This is a genomic window from Methanosarcina sp. KYL-1 (genome assembly GCF_024372725.1).
GTDB lineage: Archaea > Halobacteriota > Methanosarcinia > Methanosarcinales > Methanosarcinaceae > Methanosarcina.
Genome location: NZ_VOUA01000014.1, coordinates 68856 through 93176 on the forward strand (window position 1 = coordinate 68856; position 24321 = coordinate 93176).

The 24321-nt window shown below is 44.8% G+C and carries 19 protein-coding genes; 12 read left to right on the plus strand and 7 right to left on the minus strand.

The window, feature by feature from the left end; all coding sequences use genetic code 11:
- The first annotated feature begins 88 nt into the window (after window positions 1-88).
- Window positions 89-3562: a PAS domain S-box protein gene (locus FTO70_RS10760; RefSeq protein WP_255335757.1), complete on the plus strand. Its 3474-nt coding sequence runs from the start codon at window positions 89-91 to the stop codon at window positions 3560-3562.
- Window positions 3563-3732: 170 nt separating this feature from the next.
- Window positions 3733-6729, plus strand: a complete 2997-nt coding sequence (locus tag FTO70_RS10765) for a DEAD/DEAH box helicase (protein ID WP_255335758.1) — start codon at window positions 3733-3735, stop codon at window positions 6727-6729.
- A gap of 78 nt (window positions 6730-6807) precedes the next feature.
- On the opposite strand, the gene FTO70_RS10770 is transcribed toward FTO70_RS10765, so the two are convergent.
- The 4 genes from FTO70_RS10770 to FTO70_RS10785 form a co-directional block, all read right to left on the minus strand.
- On the minus strand, window positions 6808-7626 hold the full coding sequence (locus FTO70_RS10770; RefSeq protein ID WP_255335759.1) for a hypothetical protein: 819 nt from the start codon (window positions 7624-7626) through the stop codon (window positions 6808-6810).
- Between the two features lie 95 nt (window positions 7627-7721).
- Entirely contained in the window at window positions 7722-8414 is a 693-nt protein-coding gene (locus FTO70_RS10775) for a hypothetical protein (protein WP_255335760.1), read from the minus strand.
- 85 nt (window positions 8415-8499) lie between these two features.
- Window positions 8500-8760 (minus strand): thermonuclease family protein, encoded by a 261-nt coding sequence (locus FTO70_RS10780; protein ID WP_255335761.1) that lies wholly within the window; start codon window positions 8758-8760, stop codon window positions 8500-8502.
- Between the two features lie 5 nt (window positions 8761-8765).
- Entirely contained in the window at window positions 8766-8960 is a 195-nt protein-coding gene (locus FTO70_RS10785) for a hypothetical protein (protein ID WP_255335762.1), read from the minus strand.
- A gap of 145 nt (window positions 8961-9105) precedes the next feature.
- Between FTO70_RS10785 and FTO70_RS10790 the strand changes: the two genes are divergently transcribed.
- From FTO70_RS10790 to FTO70_RS10800, 3 genes are all read left to right on the plus strand, one after another.
- On the plus strand, window positions 9106-9957 hold the full coding sequence (locus tag FTO70_RS10790) for a DUF6293 family protein (RefSeq protein ID WP_255335763.1): 852 nt from the start codon (window positions 9106-9108) through the stop codon (window positions 9955-9957).
- Window positions 9958-10488: 531 nt separating this feature from the next.
- Window positions 10489-10725, plus strand: coding sequence for a type II toxin-antitoxin system HicB family antitoxin (locus tag FTO70_RS10795; protein ID WP_255335764.1), 237 nt, complete (start codon window positions 10489-10491; stop codon window positions 10723-10725).
- Complete coding sequence (locus FTO70_RS10800; protein ID WP_255335765.1) at window positions 10722-10955, plus strand: type II toxin-antitoxin system HicA family toxin; 234 nt, start codon at window positions 10722-10724, stop codon at window positions 10953-10955. The genes FTO70_RS10795 and FTO70_RS10800 overlap by 4 nt, the downstream gene beginning before the upstream one ends.
- Window positions 10956-11198: 243 nt before the next feature.
- Here FTO70_RS10800 and FTO70_RS10805 read toward each other — a convergent pair whose 3' ends face one another.
- Window positions 11199-11975 (minus strand): class I SAM-dependent methyltransferase, encoded by a 777-nt coding sequence (locus FTO70_RS10805; protein WP_369694363.1) that lies wholly within the window; start codon window positions 11973-11975, stop codon window positions 11199-11201.
- A gap of 506 nt (window positions 11976-12481) precedes the next feature.
- On the opposite strand from FTO70_RS10805, the gene FTO70_RS10810 reads away from it, so the two are divergent.
- Window positions 12482-15445, plus strand: a complete 2964-nt coding sequence (locus FTO70_RS10810) for a NosD domain-containing protein (protein WP_255335766.1) — start codon at window positions 12482-12484, stop codon at window positions 15443-15445.
- Between the two features lie 147 nt (window positions 15446-15592).
- Here the strand turns inward: FTO70_RS10810 and FTO70_RS10815 are convergent, their stop codons facing one another.
- Window positions 15593-15838 carry a hypothetical protein gene (locus FTO70_RS10815; protein ID WP_255335767.1) on the minus strand — a complete coding sequence of 82 codons (246 nt, stop codon included), beginning with the start codon at window positions 15836-15838 and terminating at the stop codon, window positions 15593-15595.
- A 216-nt stretch (window positions 15839-16054) separates the two neighbouring features.
- Here FTO70_RS10815 and FTO70_RS10820 point away from each other — a divergent pair, with 216 nt between their 5' ends.
- Complete coding sequence (locus FTO70_RS10820) at window positions 16055-17779, plus strand: histidine kinase N-terminal 7TM domain-containing protein (protein ID WP_255335776.1); 1725 nt, start codon at window positions 16055-16057, stop codon at window positions 17777-17779.
- A 31-nt stretch (window positions 17780-17810) separates the two neighbouring features.
- Here the strand turns inward: FTO70_RS10820 and FTO70_RS10825 are convergent, their stop codons facing one another.
- Window positions 17811-18221, minus strand: a complete 411-nt coding sequence (locus FTO70_RS10825; protein ID WP_255335777.1) for a GNAT family N-acetyltransferase — start codon at window positions 18219-18221, stop codon at window positions 17811-17813.
- Between the two features lie 233 nt (window positions 18222-18454).
- Between FTO70_RS10825 and tnpB the strand changes: the two genes are divergently transcribed.
- The 5 genes from tnpB (at window position 18455) to FTO70_RS10850 (ending at window position 24006) form a co-directional block, all read left to right on the plus strand.
- Window positions 18455-19570 carry an IS200/IS605 family element RNA-guided endonuclease TnpB gene (gene tnpB / locus FTO70_RS10830; RefSeq protein WP_255335768.1) on the plus strand — a complete coding sequence of 372 codons (1116 nt, stop codon included), beginning with the start codon at window positions 18455-18457 and terminating at the stop codon, window positions 19568-19570.
- Window positions 19571-19984: 414 nt separating this feature from the next.
- Window positions 19985-20686 carry an SDR family NAD(P)-dependent oxidoreductase gene (locus FTO70_RS10835; RefSeq protein ID WP_255335769.1) on the plus strand — a complete coding sequence of 234 codons (702 nt, stop codon included), beginning with the start codon at window positions 19985-19987 and terminating at the stop codon, window positions 20684-20686.
- Between the two features lie 368 nt (window positions 20687-21054).
- The gene (locus tag FTO70_RS10840) at window positions 21055-22119 is read left to right on the plus strand and encodes a hypothetical protein (protein WP_255335770.1); all 1065 of its coding nucleotides are present in this window, start codon (window positions 21055-21057) and stop codon (window positions 22117-22119) included.
- Window positions 22120-22522: 403 nt separating this feature from the next.
- Window positions 22523-22741: a hypothetical protein gene (locus FTO70_RS10845; RefSeq protein ID WP_255335771.1), complete on the plus strand. Its 219-nt coding sequence runs from the start codon at window positions 22523-22525 to the stop codon at window positions 22739-22741.
- A 158-nt stretch (window positions 22742-22899) separates the two neighbouring features.
- The gene (locus tag FTO70_RS10850; protein ID WP_255335772.1) at window positions 22900-24006 is read left to right on the plus strand and encodes a hypothetical protein; all 1107 of its coding nucleotides are present in this window, start codon (window positions 22900-22902) and stop codon (window positions 24004-24006) included.
- Window positions 24007-24321 lie beyond the last annotated feature (315 nt).

Sequence of the window (24321 nt, forward strand, 5' to 3'; positions counted from 1 at the left end):
CACGGAGCGCACTTTTGCCGGTTCTATCAAATGAAAAAGGATTTTGCGGACACACTGTTTCTTTTCTTTGGAACAGGGCTGGAGAATTATGACTTCTAACCGTTTGAGTGCTGACGAACTGGAGATCCGGGTGCAGGAACTGACTGCCGAGCTTGAAAAAGCCAATCAGGCTTTACATGCCGAGACTCTCGAGCGCAAGTTTGCTGAAGAGGCGCTGTGCCAGAGTGAGCAGCGCGTCAGGATGAAGTCAGAAACTGTTCTCTCGCCTGCCCGGGAGATGGCTAACCTTGAGCTTGCAGAGATTGTTGACATCCAGGCGATTCAGTCCCTTATGGATGATTTCTATAAGCTTACTCATATTCCCATGGGCTTAAACGACCTTAAAGGCAATGTTCTGTTAGGGGTCGGGTGGCAGGACATCTGCACCAGATTTCACAGGATTCATGTCGAAACCTGCAAGCACTGCCTGGAAAGCAGCATGAAGCTATCTATGGGCGTTGCTTCTGGAAAGTTTAAGGTGTTCAAGTGCAAAAACAACATGTGGGACATGTCGACTCCAATCATGATTGGAGATCAGCAAGTCGGGATTCTCTTCTCAGGGCAGTTTTTTTTTGAGGACGAACCTCTGGACTACGAGCTTTTCAAATCCCAGGCTAAACTATACGGCTTCAACGAGGAGGAATACCTGGAAGCGCTTGAAAAAGTTCCGCGGTTAAGCAGGGAAGCTGTGGATACAGGCATGGCCTTCCTCACGAAGCTTGCTCACATGATTTCACAGCTAGGCTACAGCAATATCAAACTTGCCCGGTCGCTGGCGGAACGCGATACCCTGGTGGACGCGCTGAGGAAGAGCGAGGGGCGGTATCGCATGCTATTCGACCACAGCACGGATGCCTTTATCCTTAGTGACCCCCGGGATGGGGGGAGAATTCTGTCAGCTAATCCGGCCGCCTGCCGGATGCTGGGATGGACGGAAGAAGAACTGGTCGGCAGGGGGCGCGATGTGATGTTTGACCCGGAAGATCCGGCGGTATCCGACGTATTAGACGAACTTATGCGTACCGGATCAACAAAAGCCCGGCTAACTTACACTCGCAAGGATGGAACTAAGTTCCCTGGAGAGATCAGCAGCACCTTTTTCACGGATAACAATGGAGAGCCTCGGATAGTCATTATCATCAGGGATATTACCGAGCGCAAACGGGCGGAGCACCAGCTCAGCAACGAACTGGCGCGAGCGACAGGCTTATGCGAGCTCTATACCCGATCATCGACCCTATCAGACCGCGAACTCTACGATTTCGCACTCAATCAAGCCGTCAAGATAACCGATAGCACGATCGGCTTCTTCCACCTCGTCTCCGAGGACGAGAAAGAGATCATCCTCGTCACCTGGAATCAGGAAGCATTGAGGTCATGCACGGCAGGGAAGGAAGGGCACTACCCTATTGAAAAGGCAGGTAACTGGGTCGATTGCGTCCGGCTTAAGCGGCCGGTGGTCTACAACGACTTTTCTTCCTCCCCACACCAGAAAGGGCTGCCGGCCGGACACGCTACAGTGAAGCGATTCATGAGCGTGCCGGTCACCGAAAACGGCAAGGTGAGGATCATCTTCGGTGTGGGCAACAAGGTAGATGAGTACGACGACCGCGATGTCATGCAGCTCCAATTGGTGGCTAATGAGCTTCACAAGATTATGAAGCTGCGTCGCATCGAGAACGAGGTCCGGGAGAGCGAGGCCTTCCTCCGAGACATCATGGAGAACGTCTCAGACGCCATCTTCGTCATGGATAGAGAAGCCCGGATGATCCTGGCAAACACAGCTTACTACAGGCTTATGGGCAAATTTCCTGAAGAGGTCCTTAATAAGAAAGTTTCCAATTTTTACCCTCCTGAGATAGCCAGGAAGCTAGCGGAGGATGACAAGCGGGTCATGGAGACCGGAAAAGGGACAACCTTAGAGGAGAGAATATTTACATCACACGGATGGCTCATCCTCCAGACCGTAAAAGCACCATACTATGATGGACAGGGCAACATCATAGGATTGATAGGAGTGGCGCGAGACATTACCGAACTCAAGAAAGCAGAAGATGCCCTGAAAAAGGCACATGATAATCTGGAAAAACTTGTTGAAGAGCGGACGAAGCAACTTGAAAAGGCTTACAACCGGTTGAAAGAAAGTGAAAAAGGTCTGGCTGAAGCTCAAAGAATGGCTCATATCGGAAACTGGAGCTGGAATATTGCAACTAATGAACTGTTCTGGTCTGACGAGGTTTATCGTATCTTTGGACTAAACCCTCAAGAATTCAAAGTAACTTATGATTTGTTTTTAAGGTATGTACACCCCGACGATCTGGACCACCTGATTAATGCAATTAATGAAGGTCTAAAAGGGAGACCACATGATGTTGATTACCGGATAATCTTAGCTGATGGAGAGGAGCGCATAGTCCACACAGAATCAGAAATTATTTTTTATGAAGGAAATGTCCCTGTTCAAGCGAAGGGAATAGTTCAGGACATTACTGAGCGCAAAAAAGCAGAAGAGAAGATTAAGATACTGGCAAATGCTCTGGAATCATCGAACGATGCTATTGTAACCGAGTCTCTTGAAGGTATTATTACCAGCTGGAACAGGGGAGCAGAGCAGATTTATGGTTATTCGGCTGAAGAAATTCTGGGGAAAGATGTTTCTATACTTGAACCGGCTAACCTAAAAGGGGAGATAAAACAGTTGAATGAGAAGATTATACAGGGGGAACTGGTCAAACACTACGAAACTTTACGGATAAAAAAGGACGAAACTCTTATAAATACTTCAGTGACTCTTTCTCCGATTTTTGACGCATCCGGAGAGCTTGTAGCTATCTCAGCTATTGCCAGAGACATTACTGAACGCATTAAAGCAGAAACAGCCCTGGCTGAGATTGATATAGTCAGGATTAAAGAAATTCATCACAGAATCAAGAACAATTTGCAGGTGATCTCTTCCCTGCTGGATCTCCAGGCTGAGAAATTCCGGGATAAAGAGGTGCTGGAAGCTTTCAGGGAAAGTCAGAGCCGTATACTCTCTATGTCTCTTATCCATGAAGAACTTTACAAAGGGGGCGGAACCGACACAGTGAACTTTTCGGCATATCTTAAAAAGTTAGCTGAAAATCTTTTCCAGACTTACAGCCTTAGAAGTAAAAATATCCGCCTGTACATGGACCTGGAAGAAAATGCCTTCTTTAATACGGATACTGCTGTTCCATTGGGAATAATTGTTAACGAACTCGTTTCGAATTCTCTCAAACATGCTTTTACTGAAAAAGAGGGAGATATTCGAATCCGGCTTTGCAGGGAAGAAAAGAATAACGAAATAAGCAAATCCCTTTACAGCCTGACAATTTCGGATAACGGGAAAGGAATTCCCAAAAACGTAGAATTGGGAAGTGTTGAATCACTGGGACTGCAGTTAGTAAGCATTCTTGTTGACCAGCTGGACGGAAATATAGAGCTTAAGCGAGAGCAAGGGACAGAATTCAAAATCACTTTCAACCTGGCGGAAAGATCATAAGCTCTATAAATTAATAAACAAAGGTACTTTTTCAGCATAACCTATGTTTCAAGTTTTTCGCTGGCTCTGATTTTTTACAGTTTCCTTTTTATCCCGGGCCTGCTATGAATATTTCATACTAATTTCCATTCCTTATCAAAAATTCCTTTTCATAAGCCCCTACCGGAAAAATGACATACGATAACACTCTCAAAACCTTTGCGGCCTTTCACCCGAAAATCCAGGAAGCCTTAAAAACCCTGGGCTTCGCCCGCCCGACCGAGCCGCAGGAAAGGGCTTTTCCCCACATCCTTGACGGAAAGCACACTCTTTTGATCGCCCCCACCGGCTCCGGGAAAACCGAATCGGCTGTCCTGCCGGTCTTCCATGCTATCCTCAAGAAAAAGCAGGAGAAGCGGAGCGGGATTTCTGCCCTCTACATCACTCCCCTGCGGGCTCTCAACCGGGATATGCTCTCCCGGATCGAGGTGCTGGGAAAGCTGCTTGACATCAAAGTCCAGGTCAGGCACGGGGACACCCCGCAGAGTGAGCGCCAGCGCCAGTCCAGAAACCCCCCTGACTTCCTGATCACAACTCCTGAGACTTTGCAGGCGATGTTTACGGGCTCCCGGCTGCGGAAGAACCTGGAGACCGTAACCCATGTAGTGGTTGACGAGATCCACGAGCTTGCAGGCTCAAAAAGGGGAGCCCAGCTGGCTGTGGGGCTTGAGCGGCTTGTGGAAATTTCAGGCGAGTTCCAGAGGATAGGGCTATCTGCAACTGTGGGAAACCCCTGGGAGATTGGAAAGTTCCTGGCAGGCTCGGAGCGGGATTTTTCGGTTGTGATGGTGCCCCTGCTCAAGCTCCTGGAGTTCGATGTGGTCAGCCCGCAGGTCTCGGGGGAATCCGAAGACCGGGAGGTCATGGAGATTGCAAGAAAGGTCGGCTGCGAGCCTGAGTTTGCCTCCCAGCTCCGCTGCATCCTGGACATTGTGGAGGAGAGCCAGTCAACCCTGATTTTTGTCAATACGCGGCAGAGCGCGGAGGCGCTGGCTTCGGGTTTCAGGAAAATGGGGGCTTCCATCGGGGTGCACCATGGCTCTCTTTCCTTTGAGGCGCGGATCGAGGCTGAGGAGTCGTTCAAGCGTGGGGAGCTCAGGGGGCTGATCTGTACGTCTTCGATGGAGCTCGGGATCGACATCGGGAAGGTGGACCGGGTGGTCCAGTACGGGTCTCCCCGGCAGGTATCGAGGCTGCTCCAGCGGGTCGGAAGAGCCGGGCACAAGATCCATGAAGTGTCCCGGGGGACGATCATTTCGATGGAAGCCGACGACACCGCCGAGAGCATGGCAATTACGAAAGCTGCCATGGAAGGAAGGGTGGAGAATATTTTCCCGCACGCGAAATCCCTGGACGTTGTTGCAAACCAGATCGCAGGGATGGTGATGGACTTCGGGGAGGTGAAGGTCGAAAAGATCCATTCGATTCTCCGGCGGGCGTATATCTTCAAGGACCTCAGCCCGGAAGAGCTGCAGCGGGTGGTGGACCAGGTTTCCGATTACAAGCTTGTCTGGCGGGACGAGGGTTCGCCTGCTGTCAAGAAGCGGAAGAAGAGCTGGCAGTATTATTACGATAACCTTTCCATGATCCCGGACGAAAAGAAGTACGAGATCTACGACATCGTGAGCGGCAAGTCCGTCGGGACGCTGGACGAAGCTTTTGTGGTGAACTTTGCAAGCCCGGGAGCCGTTTTCATTACGAAGGGAGACATGTGGCGGGTCGTGGAAATGCCGGATAAGGAACGGGAACCGGGCAGGGACAGGATCAAAGTCGAGCCTGTCGAAGGCATGGGGGAAGTCCCTAGCTGGACCGGAGAAGAAATCCCGGTACCCTTTGAAGTGGCGCAGGACGTGGGAAAACTCAGGGCTGAGATTGCAGCCCTCATCCGGGAAAGGCTCGATAACGATAGTGATAACGATGAAACTGACGATGGCTATGACGATGGCGATGTTGGCGGCGATGCCGTTGGCGATGCCGTTGGCTATGACGATGGCTATGACGATGGCTATGACGATGGTGGCGATGATGAGGTGGTTGCCGAAAAGCTGCAGGCGAAGTACCCTGTGTCCAGGCTGGCCGTGCTTGAACTGATCCGCCTCCTCCGGGACCACGTCGAAGGAGGCTTCCCCCTCCCGGACGCAGACACGATCGTGATCGAAGACGAAGGAGACGCCGTGACCCTGAACGCCTGCTTCGGGCACAACACCAACGGCACTCTTGCGCGGGTCCTGACCTCCCTCCTCTCCGCCAGGTTCGGGGGCAGCGTAGCCCAGGAAGTGGACCCGTACCGGATCAGGCTCACTCTCCCCCGCAGGCTAGGCCCCGTCCAGATCCGGGACATGCTCCTGTCCCTCCGCCCGGAACACGTCGAGCCCATAATCGAGATGACCCTGAAGAACACGACCCTCATGAAGTGGAAGATGGTCCACGTAGCCCGCAAGTTCGGCGCCCTTTCAAAGGACGTCGAGTACGACCGGATCAGCATGAAAAAGCTCCTTGAAATCTACGAAGGCTCTTCCATGTACGACGAGGTGGTCCGCGAAATCTTCCATGATATGCTCGACGTCTCCAGGGCAAAAGAAGTCCTGACTAAACTTGCAGCCGGCGAAATTGCAGTCGAGGTCTCGGGCCCAACCCCGATCGGCTCAGCCGGCTTTGCCATGAAAAAAGACCTGGTAGCCCCGGAAAAAGCCGACCGTTCGATCGTCCTTGCCTTAAAGGACCGGATCATGAACGACCACATCATCCTCTTCTGCACGACCTGCAAGAAATGGACCTCCCGCCGCCAGGTCAAAAACGCCCCCGAAGAAATCGTCTGCCCGGTCTGCGACTCAAGAATGGTTGCAGCCCTCAAGCCTTGGGAAGACGAGGAAATCAAACTGGTCAGGAAGCAGGGAAAAGGCGTCCCTATCTCAGCCGAGGAGAAAAAACGCATCCAGAGAGTCTACCGGAACGCCAGCATCGTAAACTCGCAGGGGAAAAAAGCCGTTATTGCGCTTGCGAGCAGGGGGGTCGGGCCTGAGACGGCGTCGAGGGTGATTGAAAAGATGAGGGTGGATGAAGAGGCTTTTTACAGGGATATTTTGAAGGCTGAGAGGCAGTATGTGAAGACGAAGAAGTTCTGGTGAAGAAGGAGAGGAATGATTATCTAATAATTTTTGGAAAACTGGCATTAATTCTTCAAATGTATGAAATTTTTGGTAATCTTATTTATTTTCCTTTTCTTTGAATAAATTCTCTTCAACATAATTTATTCTGTCTTCATTAATAAATATCTTTTTTTCGTCCTTTAGTAGGGACACATATTTTCCGAATTTCAATATCTTCCCTTCGAAAACTGTCCCATCATCTAGAAATATCTTTGCGGTTGGATAATATGCTCCATGGTATCCAATGGAAATTGCAATATTTGTAACTGTAACCAATGTTAAAAGTAAAGAAATTGAGATTATTAGTGGAGAGTTGGTATTGTTGAAAAGATTAAAACTTGAATAAATGGTAACAAATGAAAATATGTATAAAACTTTTTTATTTCCATATATCTTGGTTGGAATTTTATTATAAATTAGGTTAAACAACTCTGAAGGCTTTTTATTAGAAAGTTTTGTTGTATCTATCCCTCGCTCATTAAATATCTCATTAACTTTTTGTTCAGAGGCCTCACTGTATTTTTTAAGCAAGCCGTATCTATTAAAAAATTTATTTGCTCTGACATTCGTCGATACACAACTAAAAATAAATATCTGTAAAAGAAGTATTCCTAATGGATGTTGGCTCAATTTTATTTTAAAAGTTGGTAATAATTCTTGATGCCCTCCCAAATAATTGTCAATATATATTGCAATTACTAAAGGAATTACTACGTAGTAAATGAAAAAGAAGAATCCTTCAATATAATATACATCTTTGTCGAATTTTTCAACCCTAGTGTCTCCGATAAATCTCCCAAAATAATATACTATAATGCTCAGGAGAATGAGAAGTATTGAATAATTTAGGTTAGTAAGATCGTTAGCTTCTAGCATGTTTATCTAAAATTTAACTTTTAACTATTTCTCTCTCTTTATTTATGGATGTGATTACATGGTTAAATTATTTTGGGATTCTATTTGTGAATAATTTATGGTATTACGTTCAGGTTTATTCCTTCGCGCTGTGCTGTAAACACGGCCATTTCTACATCACGCGCTCTCCATTTTTCTTCATTCATTTCTGTTAATACCTGTGCCATCTCTTGGCACCAAGAAACCCAATTTAAATAGTTAGGGAAGTCATTTTCCTGAAGAGATGTGTAATTCTTTTTGAAAAGGGTTAGTTTGTCTTTTCTGTTACGATTGTGATCTTCTGCGTTTAGGTTTACCCAAGATGCAACTTTATTATCTATCATGGGGATTCTTTCTGGGTCTGCGAAAGCTGGAAATGTCAGAGGGACAGCTAAAACTCTTGTCGTGATTCCTAATTTGTCTCTAATTTTTCCTAGGTTCTTTCTATTTTGATTTCTTACGAAGTTCTGTACTACGTTCCATATATCTTCGGCTATTATTTCTTCGTTCAGAACACTGTCAACAATTCTTGTCGTGCTGCTTTGCTTTATGTGGGCTTGTGAATATAATTTCCAAAACACTACTTCGAAATATACTTCTATACATTCAGGGGCCAACTCCCTGAAGTAGTTTTCAAAATTGATGGTGCTCTGCCGATCTCCTTTTATTTTTTCACTAAAAAAACTTGGAAACAGGGCTGCTTTTTTATAGTCTTCTAAGTTTACGGGATACGAATAACTGTTCAAGGCTTTTTTCCAGCTTTCAGGCATCAATTTTCCCTCTTTATATGCTATGACTCTGTAGAGTTCACTTTACTTTTTTACGCTTTATTTGATTCTCAAACTTCAAAACTCGTTATTTTTTCATCATTTTGCTTACTTTTCTTCTGCCGATTCTTACATCAGCTACTACACGACCATAGCTTCTTGCTTTTGGTACTAATGAAACCGTTTCTCCCTCTATGAGATCTTTAAGCTTTTTAGTTGCTCTTTTTCCGCCACGCTCGTTGAGTTCTGGGGCGTTATATCCTGTAATTCTTACCCTATTCGTGTCTCCAATTTTGGTCTTGACTTCAAAAGTATCTCCGTCAATCACTCTTGTTACTTTTCTTCTCATTAAACTCACCCGAAAATTCTCATAAATACTCCGGCTACACCAAGAAGCCCCAGAAGGATTCCTATACTGATTCCACCACTTATTGCGGTTATAGCCAACTCGGAAGAAATATCAAGCGTTTTTAAAGCTATTCCAGCAATAATGAGGGTTCCCACGATTCCTGAGGCCCCTGTTCCGGCAAAAAATATTCTTTGTACCATTCTTTTCCTCTGAAATTTTGCTGGCTGTCTATTGTCTCTCCTCTTTCATAAATATTTTTTAACTTATTAAGCTTAATATACTTAATATTTTTAATAAAATGAATATGCCAAATAAGTTATATATGGTAAGTTAGAGTTATGTACTATGAAAAATCCATTAAGAGTTCATATCTGCGTTGTTGGCTTTGAATTGGATAGGATCAGCAAAGCTGCAATTATGAAAAACGCTGATATAGTCTATCTTATTTCTCAAGAGAAAAACGATAAAGGCAAGGGCTATTTAGACGAAAATAAGAAACGTCTGGAAAAAGAAGGTATTCCAGTTATCATAGAGTTTGTAGAATCAATAAGCGACTTGTCTAATTTGTTGGGTGCGATAAAGAAAATAATTGGGGGACAAACCAAAGAAAATTATATTTATATAAATATCTCATCGGGGAGCACTCTTTCGGCAATAGCTGGAACAATAAGTTCTATGATGTTGGAAAAAGACATGAATATTATTCCCTACTATGTGAAACCTAAGCTGTATTTTGAAGATTTTGATGAAAGCAATAAAAAGAAATTAAAGAAAGCATTTGGTGGATTAGAACCAAGAAGTATAGGCGTCAAAGAAATAAATGAGATTCCTACTTTTCCCATTAGGCTCCCTAACAAGGAATTAATAATTATTTTGCAGTACCTCCAATCTAAGGATGGTCCCGTAACAAAGAAAGATCTTATTGATTTCTCAAAGAAAAATGATTATTTGAAAACAATGCGGGATACAAATCGTTCTCTTGCCGGAAAGTTAGATGACCAGAGTAAAAATAAGGGTTCAGATGAACATATCGATGAGTCAAAACAAAAAGCTAGAGATTATGCTTGGTTAAATCAGAATTTCATTAGCAAGCTCAAAGATGAATGGAATTTAATTGATATCGAAAAAATTGGCAAATTTACTTGCATAAAATTGAATGAAAAAGGTAAAAAGATGTTAGATTATTTGAATTATTAACTTTTTAATTTACTTTATGGAAAAGCCGGTCGTCTTCGAGACCGGTGAGAGCACCGGTACCTAGAAAGCAAATCGAAAAAAGGTTTTAGAGAATAGCTGATGGAGTAATTGCACTTACTTGATCCTGGTTTTCGAATTAGATCCAGCGTTCCGTTATTCTTCTGAAAAATAGATTTTTTTCTGCGGTGATCTTTCGAAAGGTTGAAGATAATTTTAGCGTCCCATTTTTCGACCTGCTGATTTGAGGGTGGGCGGTTGGCTGGCGGAAAAATATAATTAAACAGTTATTTCCGGTTGCTTGGATAAGTATTCGTCATCCGGTAGTTCTAATGGAAAATGGGTGTCCACTGCTGCATCCTTTCGAAAGGTTGAGGGGAATTTTAGCATCCCGTTTCTCGACTTGTTGATTTGAGGGTGGGTGGCTGGCGGAAAAATCCAATAAAACAGTTATGCAGCTCCGTTTTTTCAGTCAGCTGCCATATTCGATTCCGGGCTGTATCAGTTTTAAATACTCACGGACCCAATAATATCATGATACAAATGGAAGGCAAGACCTTGAATTACACAGTCCTGATCGAGCAGGATGAGGATGGGATGTACATCGCAACAGTACCGGACATTCCTGGCTGCTATACTCAGGGGAAAACTGTGGAACAGGCTATGGAGCGTGTAAAGGAAGCTATCCAGGTCTGCATTGAGGCTGAAGAATTGGAAGATATCCTGCCGATGAAATTTATCGGGATTCAGCAGGTAGAGGTAAAAGTATGAGCAAGCTCCTTCCCGTGAATGGGAGGGATATGTGCAAAATACTTGAAAGGCTCGGCTTTCAAAAGGTGCATCAGGTAGGAAGCCATGTGAGATACGTTCATCCTGACGGCAGGAAAACAGTGGTGCCTGTACATGGTAATGAAAATTTAGGCATCGGTCTGATTAAGGAGATTCTGAAGCAGACCAGGATTTCTCGGGAAATGTATGAGGAGTTGAGGAGAAAGGTTTGAGGAACTTGAATGTTCTTTTTTTCGCTTAGTCTTTTTTCTTCTCTTTTACTTCTTTCTGTTGTGTTTTTCCACTTGCTGATTTGAGGGTGGGAGGTTGGCTGGCGGAAAAATATTATAAAAAATTCACTCTGGGTAACTAAATATACTTCAAAACAGCGGCGCAATCGGAGGATTTTCGGCCGAAGTATTTGAGGGGGGGCTGGGGCGGAAATATAATAAAAAAGTGATATTTCCCCGGTCTTTTTACGGCTTTTTGCTGACTTTATCCCCATAAATTAAATGGGATTGGGGTTTGAAGACTATTCTTTTGCGGAAAGACATTTTTTCCTTCTGAATTCTGGCGATTTCTCTCAGGTCCAGATCCTTCACGTTTTTAAACCCTGCCTTCCTGAAGTATTCGATTGTTTTTTTCGGCGGAACTCCATTGGGGTTTGGAAGTTCGTTTTTGATTTCGTCAGGATACTGCCTTCTTCCGGGATATCTTCTCTCAACGAGCAAAGTTAAGAAATCACTGATAAATTGCCTTGTCTTTCTTTCAATCAAGCCGCCATTATAGAGCCCATCTATAACGATAAGCACTCCTCCTTCCCTGAGTACTTTCTTCCAGTTCCTGACTGCAGTATCAGGGTGTGGAAGAGTCCATAGTAAGTGGCGGGTTACAACAACATCAAAAGTTCCTGTTTCAAAAGGAGGGTCTTCAGCATCTCCTGCTCTGAAAGTAATATCATATTTTTTCCCGGATGTTTTTTCTCTTGCTTTTGCAAGCATTTTCTCCGAGAGATCAAGCCCGGTAACATGATGCCCCAGTTCTGCAAATAAGAGCCCGACTTCACCTGTCCCGCAGCCAACATCGAGCACTTCCAGCCTGCCAGGGGGGAGCAGACTTCGAAATAGGTTTTTCCATGCTTCCCTTTCGATTTCACTATGGATTCCATGCCCTTCTTTGTCATCGTAGGTCTCGGATGAGATGTCCCATACATGGGCGATATCCAGTTTCATCTGATCATCCTGAATAGCCATAGCTTGATTCCTCTTTTAGAGCTTTCAATTGATGTGATAGTCCAATGAAGAAGTACTTTGAAGCCTTTGACATCATCGCTGCGCTTAACTATTTTAATTTCAGCTGGTACAGCTTTAATATTCACAGGTCCAATGTTATTCTGGTAAAGATGGAAGGCAAGTTGCAGGTTCTGGGGAGTTTTATGTTATTCAGAGGCCCTCTACATTTTTCTCTCTTTTTATAGTCACATCCATATCTTACCGAATAAGTTAAAAAGTTTCAGTGACTCACATAATCAGGTTAACATATTTGTAGATCACAATGGTTTTTAATAATCTAAAGTGAAGAAATTTACAAGTTGTTACATCTAAATTTTAACTTTATCGGAGGAATTTAAAAAAGTTAATTATTGTTTAATGAGTTCGACTTTGAAAACAGTACGTGATTCAAAAAACTTAAAACGGTGAAATTTATGGATTCTAAAAAACAATTGTTTCTTTTTGGAATTATATCTGTCATCCTGATGATGACAACCGGTACAGCTCTGGCGCAAACGCTAAATGTTACTGGCAATGTGGGCGTAGGAAATTATACAACTATCCAGGCGGCTGTGAGCAATGCCAGCTCCGGGGACACGATTCTGGTTTATCCCGGCAACTATTCGGAAAATCTGTTCCTGACGATGCCAAATATAAGCATTCAGGCAGTCTCCGGGAACCCGGAAGATACGGTTATCTGTTCAAATTCAGAGAACAACGTATTCGACATATATGCAGACGATATCACTATCAGCGGATTTACACTCAAAGACACTCAATATTCAGGGGTATATCTTTCAGAGGGGGTTTCAGGAGCAAATATCGTTAACAATAATTTGCAGAATAATTCCTATGGTATCAGGGTATATGAATCCGATAACAACAACCTGACCGGAAACGCAGTAACAAACTGTGAATATGGTATCAAGGTGTCTGAATCCAATAACAACACCCTTGCCGGAAACACAGTAACAGACTGTGAAGAAGGTATTTCCCTGATTTCTTCCAGCAACAACACTCTGGATAATAACCTCATGCAAAATAATTATATCAATTTTGGGGTTACTTATTACACAGGTTCCGACCTGGGTCCTGATGTTTCATTTAATAACGACATCAGCGACTCTAACACAATAAACGGAAAGCCGGTTTTTTACCTTAGAGGGGTTTCAGATGTTGAAATTACTTCTTCTTCCAATGCGGGCATCATCTACCTCATAAACTGTAATAATGTCCTGGTAGAAGACCAGCAGATAAGCAACAACACATGTGCAATTTACCTTTACAATACCACTGGCTCAATCACAATAAAAAACAACATCCTGACAAATAATGAGGGCGGAATCTACCTTGAAAATTCCAGCGGCAGCCAGCTTCTTGGAAATAGGGTTACAAGAAACTTAGGCGGCATTGTCCTTTTAAACTCCGGTGGCAGTACTCTCAATGGAAATAAGGCTCTGGAAAACTCACTTACTGGAATTCTTTTATGGAATTCGGAAAACTGTGACCTGATCGGGAACACAGCTTCGGATAACGTTGATATGTCCATGTTTATGCCGGGTTTCAGAGAGAAAGGCCTGGTAGGTGCCTCATCTTCAGAAATCTATCCTGTACCTGCCGGAATTGCTTTGATGAATTCCCCGGAGGGCACCCTGACTGGAAATACGGCCCTTAACAACAGTATAGGTATCTATCTGGGGATGTCTGGCGACAGTACGCTTACCGGAAACGTTGCCCATAACAACAGTTTCGGCATCGGTTTGGAATATTCCAACGGTGTCAACCTGATCGAAAATACGGCTTCTTCCAACAACAAACCTTTCACGCCCATACATATGGTGAGTGCGAGCAGCAGGGCTCTGGTCAGGAGCAGTGAAAGACCGGCTTCTTCCGAAATTATCCGTTATGGTTCCGAGAATAGCAATTTGATGATGAACAAGGCTCTTGTCGGGAGCAGTGAAGGACCGGATTCTTCCGGAATTATCATTCATGGTTCCGAGAACAACAGTTTGATAAAAAACAAGGCTCTGGATAGCGAAGTTGGAATATATTTAGTCGAAACTGTTAATAACAGTCTTTCCGGGAACACTGCCCTCTACAACGGATGGGGCATCTATATTGATAGTTCTGAATTCAATAGTCTTTCCGGAAACACTGTTTCATACAATCAGAAAGACGGTATCACTTTATTGGATACTGCAAACAACAGTCTTTCCGGGAACACTGCCCTCTACAACGGGGGGGGCGGAATCTATATTGATAGTTCTGAATTTAACAGTCTTTCCGGGAACATCGCTTCCTACAATAAGATGTATGAGGGAATCGGTATATACACATCTGTTAATAACACTCTTTCCGGGAACACGGCCTCATACAATGAAGAGTGCGGTATAACATTATATGAGGCTACAAACAACACCCTGTCCGGAAATACCATTTCGGAAAACAACTTATCGGGAATTTATTTCGAAGCTTACAACAATACCTCTCTTTTCAACAACTACTTCAACAACAGGAACAACACCGAATTTTATGAGGAGAGCCAGAACGTCACCTGGAACATCACGAAAACCTCCGGGAAAAACATTGTCGGCGGCCCCTACCTTGGTGGAAACTACTGGGCAACTCCTAACGGGACCGGCTGGAGCCAAAACTGCACGGATGCTGACAAAGACGGCTTATGTGATGCCCCTTATAATATCACGGCTAACTTTACGGACTACCTGCCCTTAAAAGTCATCCCCACACCCGAAAGTACCGGCGGGAGCAGCCATGCCCCACGCTACATTCCGGCTTCTTCCGGGGCTTCAGGAGTGCAGGCTGTTGAATACGGCCAGCAGAGAGTCATAGCAGGTCAGGAAACCCACATCACTTTAAGCGGAGAAAATTCTGGAATCCTGGGCATCAGCTTCACGTCGGAAGAATTTTCCGGAATGGTGGTGACAACCGTTGAGGTTCTTGATGCGGATGCCGCTGCCGGTGAAACCGGGGACGAGGCTTCCGGTGTTGCAGAAACCCCCGAGGGAATTATCCTTCGCTACATGAACATCAATGTTGGGAATGAGCGCTTTGAAAGTTCCGAGAACCTTAATAGAGGGGTCATCACCTTCAAGGTCCCGAAGAGCTGGATCAAAGAAAACAATATTGATGAAAGCACAATCGGCCTTAACAGGTTCCACGACGGGGAATGGAACAGGCTCCCCTCCGAAAAGACCGGAGAAGACGAGGAATTCGTCTACTTCAGGGCCGAAACCCCGGGTTTCTCCCTCTACTCGATTACCGGGGATCAATTAAAATCCGAGGTCATTGATCCGGAGACAAAAATTGAGGAAACTTCTCCCGTATGCGGATCTGAGGCACAGCAGGAGACTCCCGAAAAGTCACCGGGATTCGGGATTGCTCTTGCATGTCTTGGACTGCTGCTCTCGGTTTTTCTGAGAAAGGACCAATAAGGGACAGACCGAAGAAGAGTAGAATAAACGGAAGAGAATTACAAACAGATCAAAGAAAAGGCGCATGAAAGAATAAAAGAAGGCATTTCGTGCCTTCTTTTTATTATTTTTATATATCGATGATAGCAACTTCTTTGCTTTGTATCCTCATTTCTCCTTTCCGTTACCCGTTTTAGCTTCCCTTTTTCCTTCCAAAAATCGCAGGACTGCTGCATATACAAGCGTAAAAAAGCCGGCTGACATTATAAGCCCGGAGGCAAAAGCCGGATCCTGGCTGGCCGGGGTGCTGTCAGAAAGTCCGGTTATGAAGAGCAGGAGCCCTAAAAGGAGCGGCGTGAAGAGCAGGATTTTCCCCATCGTTTCAAGGGCTTGCAGGTAATCTTCGGACCCCATGTACTTTTAATACTCTTTTATTCACTTTCAAGCTTTCGTTTTAATGCTTGGGCTTCTCCACAAATGCAATTTATTTATATACGTAGCCTCTATAACATCCATACTAATATGATGCTGTTCTCTTTGATTTTCCAGAGATAAAACCAGTGCTGAAGGACGACTAAAAGAGGAGGAAGTCATATAATTTTACAAATCCATCCTGCTGCAGTGCCATATATGGAGGCTCTCGTTTTTTCGGCGTTTGTCTCGCTTCTCCTGGCATATAAGGCGTATCTTACCTTTGACTACCGCAGGGTGCGTTTTGCAAGGTATTTCATCCTTCTCATGCTTTGCATGGCTGAATGGACGGTATTTTACGCAGGGGAAATCGGGTTTATCGGAGCCGATGCCAAGTTCCTCTGTACCCGGCTCTCATATCCGGGGAATGCTCTTCTTTCTGTTTTATGGTTTTTGTTTGCGGCTGAATACTGCGACACAGGGCGAAATTTCATTCGCAGGTTTGAAAAGTTCTTTTTCATCGAACCTGTCCTGTCGGTTCTTGCAGTTGCCACCAACAGCTTGCACTGGCTTTATTATAGCGGATATACCATTGAGACTTTTGGGGGAATCCCCATAATCTTATTTGAGCACGGCCCTCTTTTCCGGGTGCTTTATGTTTATTCATTTTCCCTGAGCATGCTCGGAATCTTCTTTTTTGTAAGGAGGTTCATCTCCGCAAGTCCGGCTTTGAAGCCCCAGCTGGGGGTCCTGACGACAGGGGCCCTTCTGCCGATTCTTGGAAATTTGCTCTACGTAAAAGATATCGGGCCGTTTGCCTTCATTGACCCTACCGCTTTTTCTTTTGCTTTTGGGGGGCTGATCTTTTTGTGGGGTACCGGCAAGCATGAGTTCCTGAACCTTGTCCCCATTGCCCGGGAAAACGTTATTGATACCATGAATGACGGGTATATTGTAGTGGACGCGGACGGGAGCATTGCTGATATCAACAATGCGGCTCTGGAGCTGATTGGCAAAAGCAGGAAATCAGCCCTCGGGAATAGCTTGAATGGAGTTTTCGGGAGGCATGATGACTTTTTTTCGGATCAGTGGCAGGAAGGGAGTTTCTCCGGTGAAATCTCAATAAACAAAGGTTCAAAAGCAATGTTCTTTAACGTGAACGTCTCACCTGTCCTTTTTGAAAACCGTGTTGAAGGGAGGCTTATAATGATCCGGGACGTCACAGAGGCCTACCTGTACAGAGAAGCCCTTGAGCAGGTCAACAGGAAGATCAACCTCATGAGCAGCATAACCCGGCATGACATCCTTAACCAGGTAAACGTACTTTCCGGATATACGGAACTGCTTTCCGAAATGCTCCCACCGGATGTCAAAAAAGACCTCCGGCTGGAAGGGTACCTGAAAAACCTCAAAAAATGCATTGAAACAATCCATTCCCAGAGCATTTTTACCAGGGACTACCAGGACCTGGGGGTTGTGGCCCCGGTATGGCAGTCTGTCCGCAATATGGCAATTGATGCCGCATCTTCCTTTTCAAATGCCGGGGTTGAATTCTTCATACAGGAGGGGGATATGGAAGTGCATGCAGATCCCCTCTTTCAGAAAGCATTCCATAACCTTCTTGACAGTGCTCTGTCTCATGGGAAAAATGTTAGTAGAATTTCTGTCAGTTTCAGGGAGAACGGGGAAAAGGCTGTAATCGAAGTCCTGGACAACGGCGTGGGTGTCCCTTCGGAAATGAAAGAGTCCATTTTTGAAAAGTCCGCTGAGAACAACACAGGGCTCGGGCTCTTCTTCATGAAAGACGTCTCCTCTATCACGGGCATGGAGATTAAGGAAACGGGAATAGAAGGGGAAGGCGCAAGGTTTGAAATCACCGTCCCGCCGGGGAACTGGAGATTAGCCGGGCCTGATACGGAAATCGAGCCCGGAAGCTGGTTCTAAACTGGCATGATCACCGGACCGGGGTAATTAATCATTTCTCTTTTTCGTCAAGGAATTTCTGCACCCACACAACATCAAAATACTCTCCGAACTTGGTGCCGGCAGCTTTGAACCTTCCGCATTCCGAAAAGCCGTGTTTTTTGTGGAAATTGAGGCTGGCTTCGTTTTTCGAGGAGACATTTGCAAGCAGGCTCATCATCTTTTTTTCCCGGGCGTCCTGGCAGAGCCTGTCCAGAAGCCGGGACCCAAGGCCTTTCCGGGTGTGTTCGGGCAGGATAAAATAGGAGAGTATGCCAGTATGCCGGAAGTTAGGGAAGGGAAAATATGGCCTAAGAGCTCCGATACCCACAATCCTGCCCTTTTTATTTTCCTTTTCATCTCCTTTTTCCTTTCCTCTTTCTTCTCCCCTTTCTTCTCTTTTTTCCTGTCCTTTTTCTTCTATAACATAAAATGGGAAATTTTCGCCTTCTTTTTGCCCGTTTCCATTCTTAAGGGCCTGGAAAAATTCGGGGCCTACGGGAGTTTCAAGGTATGCGGAAAAGCTGTTTTTAACTTTAAGGCGGGAAGTCCCCTTCTTCGGAGCGAAGCAACAGGTGGGGGATGAAAGCTGTCAACTTCCCGACAAAGCAAGTTTAACGAAATCTATTTATCTCTCTAAAAAATATAATGTTTATTATGTTAAGAGCCTATAAATACCGAATCTACCCAGACAATGGTCAGAAAGAACTAATCAAAGTTCATTTTGGCGCATGTAGATTTGTCTATAATTGGGCTTTAGAACAGAAGATAAAAACATATCAACAATCAAATAAATCAATATCAAGATTCGACTTACAAAAGATTTTAGTTCACGAGATAAAGCCTTCTAACGAATGGTTGAAAAAAGCTAATTCACAGGCTCTACTCGCCTCTTTGGTAAATGTAGAATCAGCATTTACAAAATTCTTTAGAGAAAAAACTGGATTCCCAAAGTTCAAATCTAAGAAAAATCCAGTGCAGTCCTATCAAATGCCACAACATTACATGGTAAATTTTGATAGAAATATTATCAAACTTCCCAAAATCGGAGAAGTAAATGCAGTTCTTCACAGAAGATTTGAAGGTGAAATGAAAACTGCAACTATCTCTAAATCAAGTACAGGAAAATATTTCATAAGTATTCTTGTTGACGATGGAAAAGAAACACCTGAAAAACAAGAAATATCAGAATCAAATACAATAGGCATAGATGTGGGCATAAAAGATTTTGCAATCCTTTCTAATGGAGAAAAAATAGAGAATCCCAAATACCTCAAAAATTCTCTTAAAAGAATGAAATGTTTGCAAAAAAGAGTTTCAAAGAAAGTAAAAGGTTCTAATAACCGAAACAAAGCTAGGCAACGTCTTTCAAAAATCCATGAGAAAATAAGCAACCAGAGGAACAATTTCCAGCATCAAGTCTCTTCTAAACTTATCAGCGAGAACCAAGCTATTGCGCTGGAAACTTTGAATGTTAAATGTATGGTTAAGAATCACTGTTTGGCTCAATCTATTTCGGATGCAGGATGGAGTAGATTTGTAACGAAGTTAGAATACAAAGCTGAACGGTTAGGAAAGACTATTCTAAGGATCGGAAAATTTGAGCCTTCTTCTAAGATATGTAATGTTTGCGGTTATCATAATTCAGAATTGATATTAAAGGATAGAGAATGGGTATGTCCCTATTGCAAAACAAAGCATGATAGAGACATAAATGCTGCAATCAATATCAAAAAATTCTCTCTGCAAGATCAAAATCTTATAGTTATCTGACACCGTAGGAACTACGGGGATGGGCTTGTGGACTTGTGAACAGTAGTTCAAGGGATGAAGCAAGAAGCCCCTTCCTCGCCATCAGGCAGGGAGGGGTAGTTCACTGTAGTAGTTGAATACTTCGAGCATTCTCTGGATGTCTTCGGCTGTGGCATGCCTTATTATGTAGGTGTTCGTGGTTACGGCTTCTTTCATGATTCTCTCCTGTTGAAGTCTTCTCTCCTTCTGGAGTCTTCTCTCCTTCCAGTGTATTCTCTCCTGCTTGCTTACATTAATAGTCTGGAGCTTATCACTTAAATTTTTTTATCAGTTTTGTTTTTCCTGTCCTTTTTCTTCCTCAAATACCTCTTTTCAGGAACACTGTTTCCCCGGAGTATATGCCTCTTCTAACCTGATTTTTCACAGGTGGTCGAAATGAGGTTGAAAGGCAAGACTGCGATAGTTACGGGTGGTGGACGGGGGATAGGCAGGGCTATCTGCCTGGCCCTTGCGGAGGAGGGAGCAAATGTCGTTGCAGCTGCAAGGACCGGCAAAGAGATAGAAGAGACTGCGGAAATGGTCCGGAGAAAAGGGGGAAGGGCTCTTGCAGTAAAGACGGATGTAAGAAAAGCAGAAGATGTCAGAAGGCTGGTTGCAGAAACCGTCAGGGCTTTTGGGGGGATCGATATCCTCGTCAATAATGCAGGGGTTGCGTACCGGAAGTTCCTCATGGACACCACGACAAAGGAATATTATGCAATCATGGATACGAACGTGAAGGGGATTTTTCACTGTACCAGGTATGCCCTCCCTTTTCTGCTTAAGAGCAGGCCCGGAAAAATCATCAATATCTCTTCCGGGGCAGGAAAGCACGGGATCCCACAACTTTCAATTTATAGCGCCTCAAAATTTGCAGTGATAGGGATCACGGAGTCCCTTGCTGCCGAGCTAGGGAGAAAGGTGCGGGTCTATGCAGTTTGTCCCGGAGGAGTGGATACACAGATGTACCGGGGTCTCTATTTCGATAGACCGCTCCTGAAACCCGAACATATAGCAGAAAAAGTGCTTGAGCTCTGTCTGCCTGAGGCGCAGGTCCCGTCGGGCACTTCAATGGAGGTTTATGCCCCATATTCATAATTTTTTCATTTCTGTTTTGGGGTTTTCGGAAAACTTTTACATGCCTCTTGCTGCCTGAATCTTTTTGTTTTCCACCCGGTTTTTTCCTATTTGTCATGATTTATATTTATAATTTATTTTCAGTGCGAATATATTTATATACTTATGATATTCTAGTAATCCCTGTATACAATCGATCCCGGTATACAGAACTGATTCATGTCCTGTATTCAGCAGGCCGGATCGGCAGGCCGGATTGAAAGGTTTTCGAAATAAGCCCCGGGTCCGGAGTGTTTCAAAGTTCTTGCCTTAGTTAAAACCCAAACAAAGAGGAGATTTTGTTATCAATATATCCTCTTTAATATATTCCCTCAGAAGTGAAATAAATCATGTTCTGGAATAAAAACAACATTGTGGAAAAAATCAGTGAAATCCCCCTTACACTTGATGACATCTCCGAAGACCTCTTCGGAGGAGTAAGCACCAATAATGGTTTCCTGCACAGGGTCGGCCTCCCTGGCAAAAATGACCCCGCGGATATGTACATGTGCGAGGGCCTGTGTGTTGGTGTAAATATTGAACCTGAACTGGTCTACCCGTATGTTTCAGGAGCACTTTCCGGAAAATATGCTGTCCGGTCAAGCCCTCAAGGTTTCATGCTTCCCTATTCATTTTCCGGCAGCGGGCCCAGGAAGGAATGCAGGGTACTCCAGCCTTCCGAGCTGGAAGCAGAGTTTCCCCTGGCTTACTACAGGGTGATGGATTTTAAAGCCAATTTCCACCACGACTCCTCCCCGCTTGGCTCCCCTGACTATTATAGTGTGCGGGGGACGAAACTTCTGGAATACCTCAACACCCCGAAAATCATTGTCAACGAGGGCTACCGCATGCAGGCTGCTTATGATGAAGCCGGAAAACACCTTTTCAGGGAAGGCTGCGGGATTGTCCTTAAGGACCCTGAAATGTACCATTACGTGACAGCAGTCCTGAACAGCCCTGTTGCAAGGCTCTTTCCTGCGGTCTGCAGGTACAGGATGGTGTACTGCGACACCCTTACCCCTTCAGTCCTGAAGCGCTTCCCTATGGCATTTCCGGAAAACGAAGCAGTCAAAAACCTTATCAGCACACTTTCCAGTTACCTCATCTTAATCCACAGGCAAAAGTATGCAGCTGCAGGGGCCGGAGCTTCGGGCTCGCTCCGCGAACTGGCCGGGTTCTACGAAGAGATTACAAACCGCCTGGTCCTGGATACTTATCTCGGAATCGAACCGGCTCCCAAGCTCCTTGATATTCTGGAAGAAAACATCCATCCGTATGCCGGGGAAATGGAGTGGGAAAGCTGCGAAAGCCTGCTGAGTGCGATGCAATATGTAAAGCAAGAGATTACATCCATTCTCAATACCGAAAAATGCGGGCTTGATCTCGGACTTCCGGATGTCCTGAGTCTTCCGTAAAATAGCAGCGGATGCTGAACAAATAGGTTCCCTTACCCATTTTTCCGGGGAGACTTTGATCAGCACCCATACCTTTTAGTCCGTATTTGACTTTTGTTATGCGCTTTTCAATATTTTAACCTGCATCCAACTCTTTTAATCCTTTCAGACTCGAGTGAAATTCTTCACGAATATCCTTTACAATTGCATTTATAGTCTCTCCGGATTCCCCCGGTTTCGGCTTTTATCCTTCATCATTTTACATTTAGATTTTTATGAAAAAGTTTATATATTTTAACCCTTTCTAACCCACTCGTAGAAGATGCTCTCAGAGCTAAAAAGCGGGTCATACACGAAGAGCCTATCGGGCTGCAATACTCCACACATCTCTACTGCATTTACGGAATAATTCCTGATACTCCCTATGCTGCTGGGAGCCAGGAACAAAGCCAGACACGTTATTCCCTTCCGCATATCTGAAAAATACCGTGATAAAACCGGTGGCTCTGAGAGAATTTTTTTACTATTTGAAGACCGGGAAGGAAAAAGGGCTGTAAAAGCATTCGCAGAAAAGAGTTTCCTCCTCAAAGGCATTCATTTTTTTATACCTCGGAAAACTGTCCGGGTGAATGAGATGGGTTGAAAATGGGTTTCAATCCCGGATTTCCGATTAAGGGATTTACTGACGTAAAATTTAATAAAGCGTGCTAAAAGCAAGAACCGGATTTGGAAGAAAGTACGAGACCGATTTAGAAAAAATTCATAACAGATTTATAATAATTCCAAGGTTTTACCAGTGAAGTGAAACAAACCATGTTCTGGAGCAAAAATAGCATTATAGAAAAAGTGAGCCAGATTCCGAACACTCTTAAAGACATTTCTGTGGACATTTTCTGTGGGGTGAGCGAGGACCGGGACTACCTGCACAGGGTGGACCTTTCGGATAAGAATGACCCTGAAGCTCCCTGTGTGTGCAGGGGCCAGGACCGGGAACCGAACCCGGAAGAAGAACTTATGTACTCCTGCATAGACAGTAACAATCCCGGCGAATATGCCATCCACCCTGCTCCTTACCGCTTCATGCTGCCCTACCGGATAACAGGCGAAGGGGCAAAAAAAGAATTCCGGCTCCTGGCCCCCGAAGAATTGAAAGCCGAATTCCCTCTGGCTTATTCCCGGCTTTCGGAGTTCAAAAAGCTTTTCAAGCACGATGAAACTGCGCTTTCTTCATTTGACTACGGCCTGAAAGGCTGCAAACTGCTTCAGTACCTCAACACGCCGAAGATTATCGTTGCCGACCACTACAGCCTCCGGGCCTCCTTTGATGCAGCCGGAAACCACATTTTTGAAGACAGCTGCGGAATTATCCTTCAGGACCCTTCCCGTTACCCCTACGTCACGGCTGCTCTGAACAGTTCGATTGCAAGGGTCTTTTCGGAAATCTGCCAGCGTGAAAACCTTTCAAGCAGCCTCCTTACCCCTGCTGCTCTAAGGCGCTTTCCCATTGCTTTTCCTGATGACAAACTCATTGAAAACCTTGTCACTACCATTTCCCGCTACCTTATTTATATCCACGGGCAGATGTACGGGGCAGTTTCCTGCGGTTTTTCAGGGAACGGTGAAGGCTCCAGGGACTATGAGCTGATGAAGTTCTACGGAAGGATCGTAAACCTGCTGGTCCTGGACACCTATCTCACAAAGGACCTTGACCCCCGTTTCCTGGAAATCCTGGGGGAAAACATAAAGCCTTTCGAGGGCTCTTTCGAATACGAAAGTGACAGGAGCCTGCTTGAAGACCTGCATGCCGTAAAACAGCAGATCCTGGATACCCCGGATTTCGGGAAGTGCAGGTTTAACAGTGAGTTTACAAATATCCTTGCCACCCTGAAAAATAATGGGGTATGGTAAGCAAACGCAGAAAAAGCCAACTTTCCAGGGATTTTTCCCACTCTGGGTTACTCTAGGTCACTCTTGGTTACTGTAGGTCACTCTTTATCGCCCTGGGTTACTCCGGTTCACTCTTGATCGCTCTTGATATCTCTGGGTTACTCCGGTTCACTCCTGGTTACTCCGGGGCTTTTCCCTTTCTTTTGACTTTTTAGGAGCATTAAGGGCTAATCCCCGCTTTTTCAAAGGCGGGATACAGCCCGTCAACTCCAACAACGCAACTTTATTAACATATGTATAGTAACCATCTACATAAAATAATATGCCAGAGAAAGA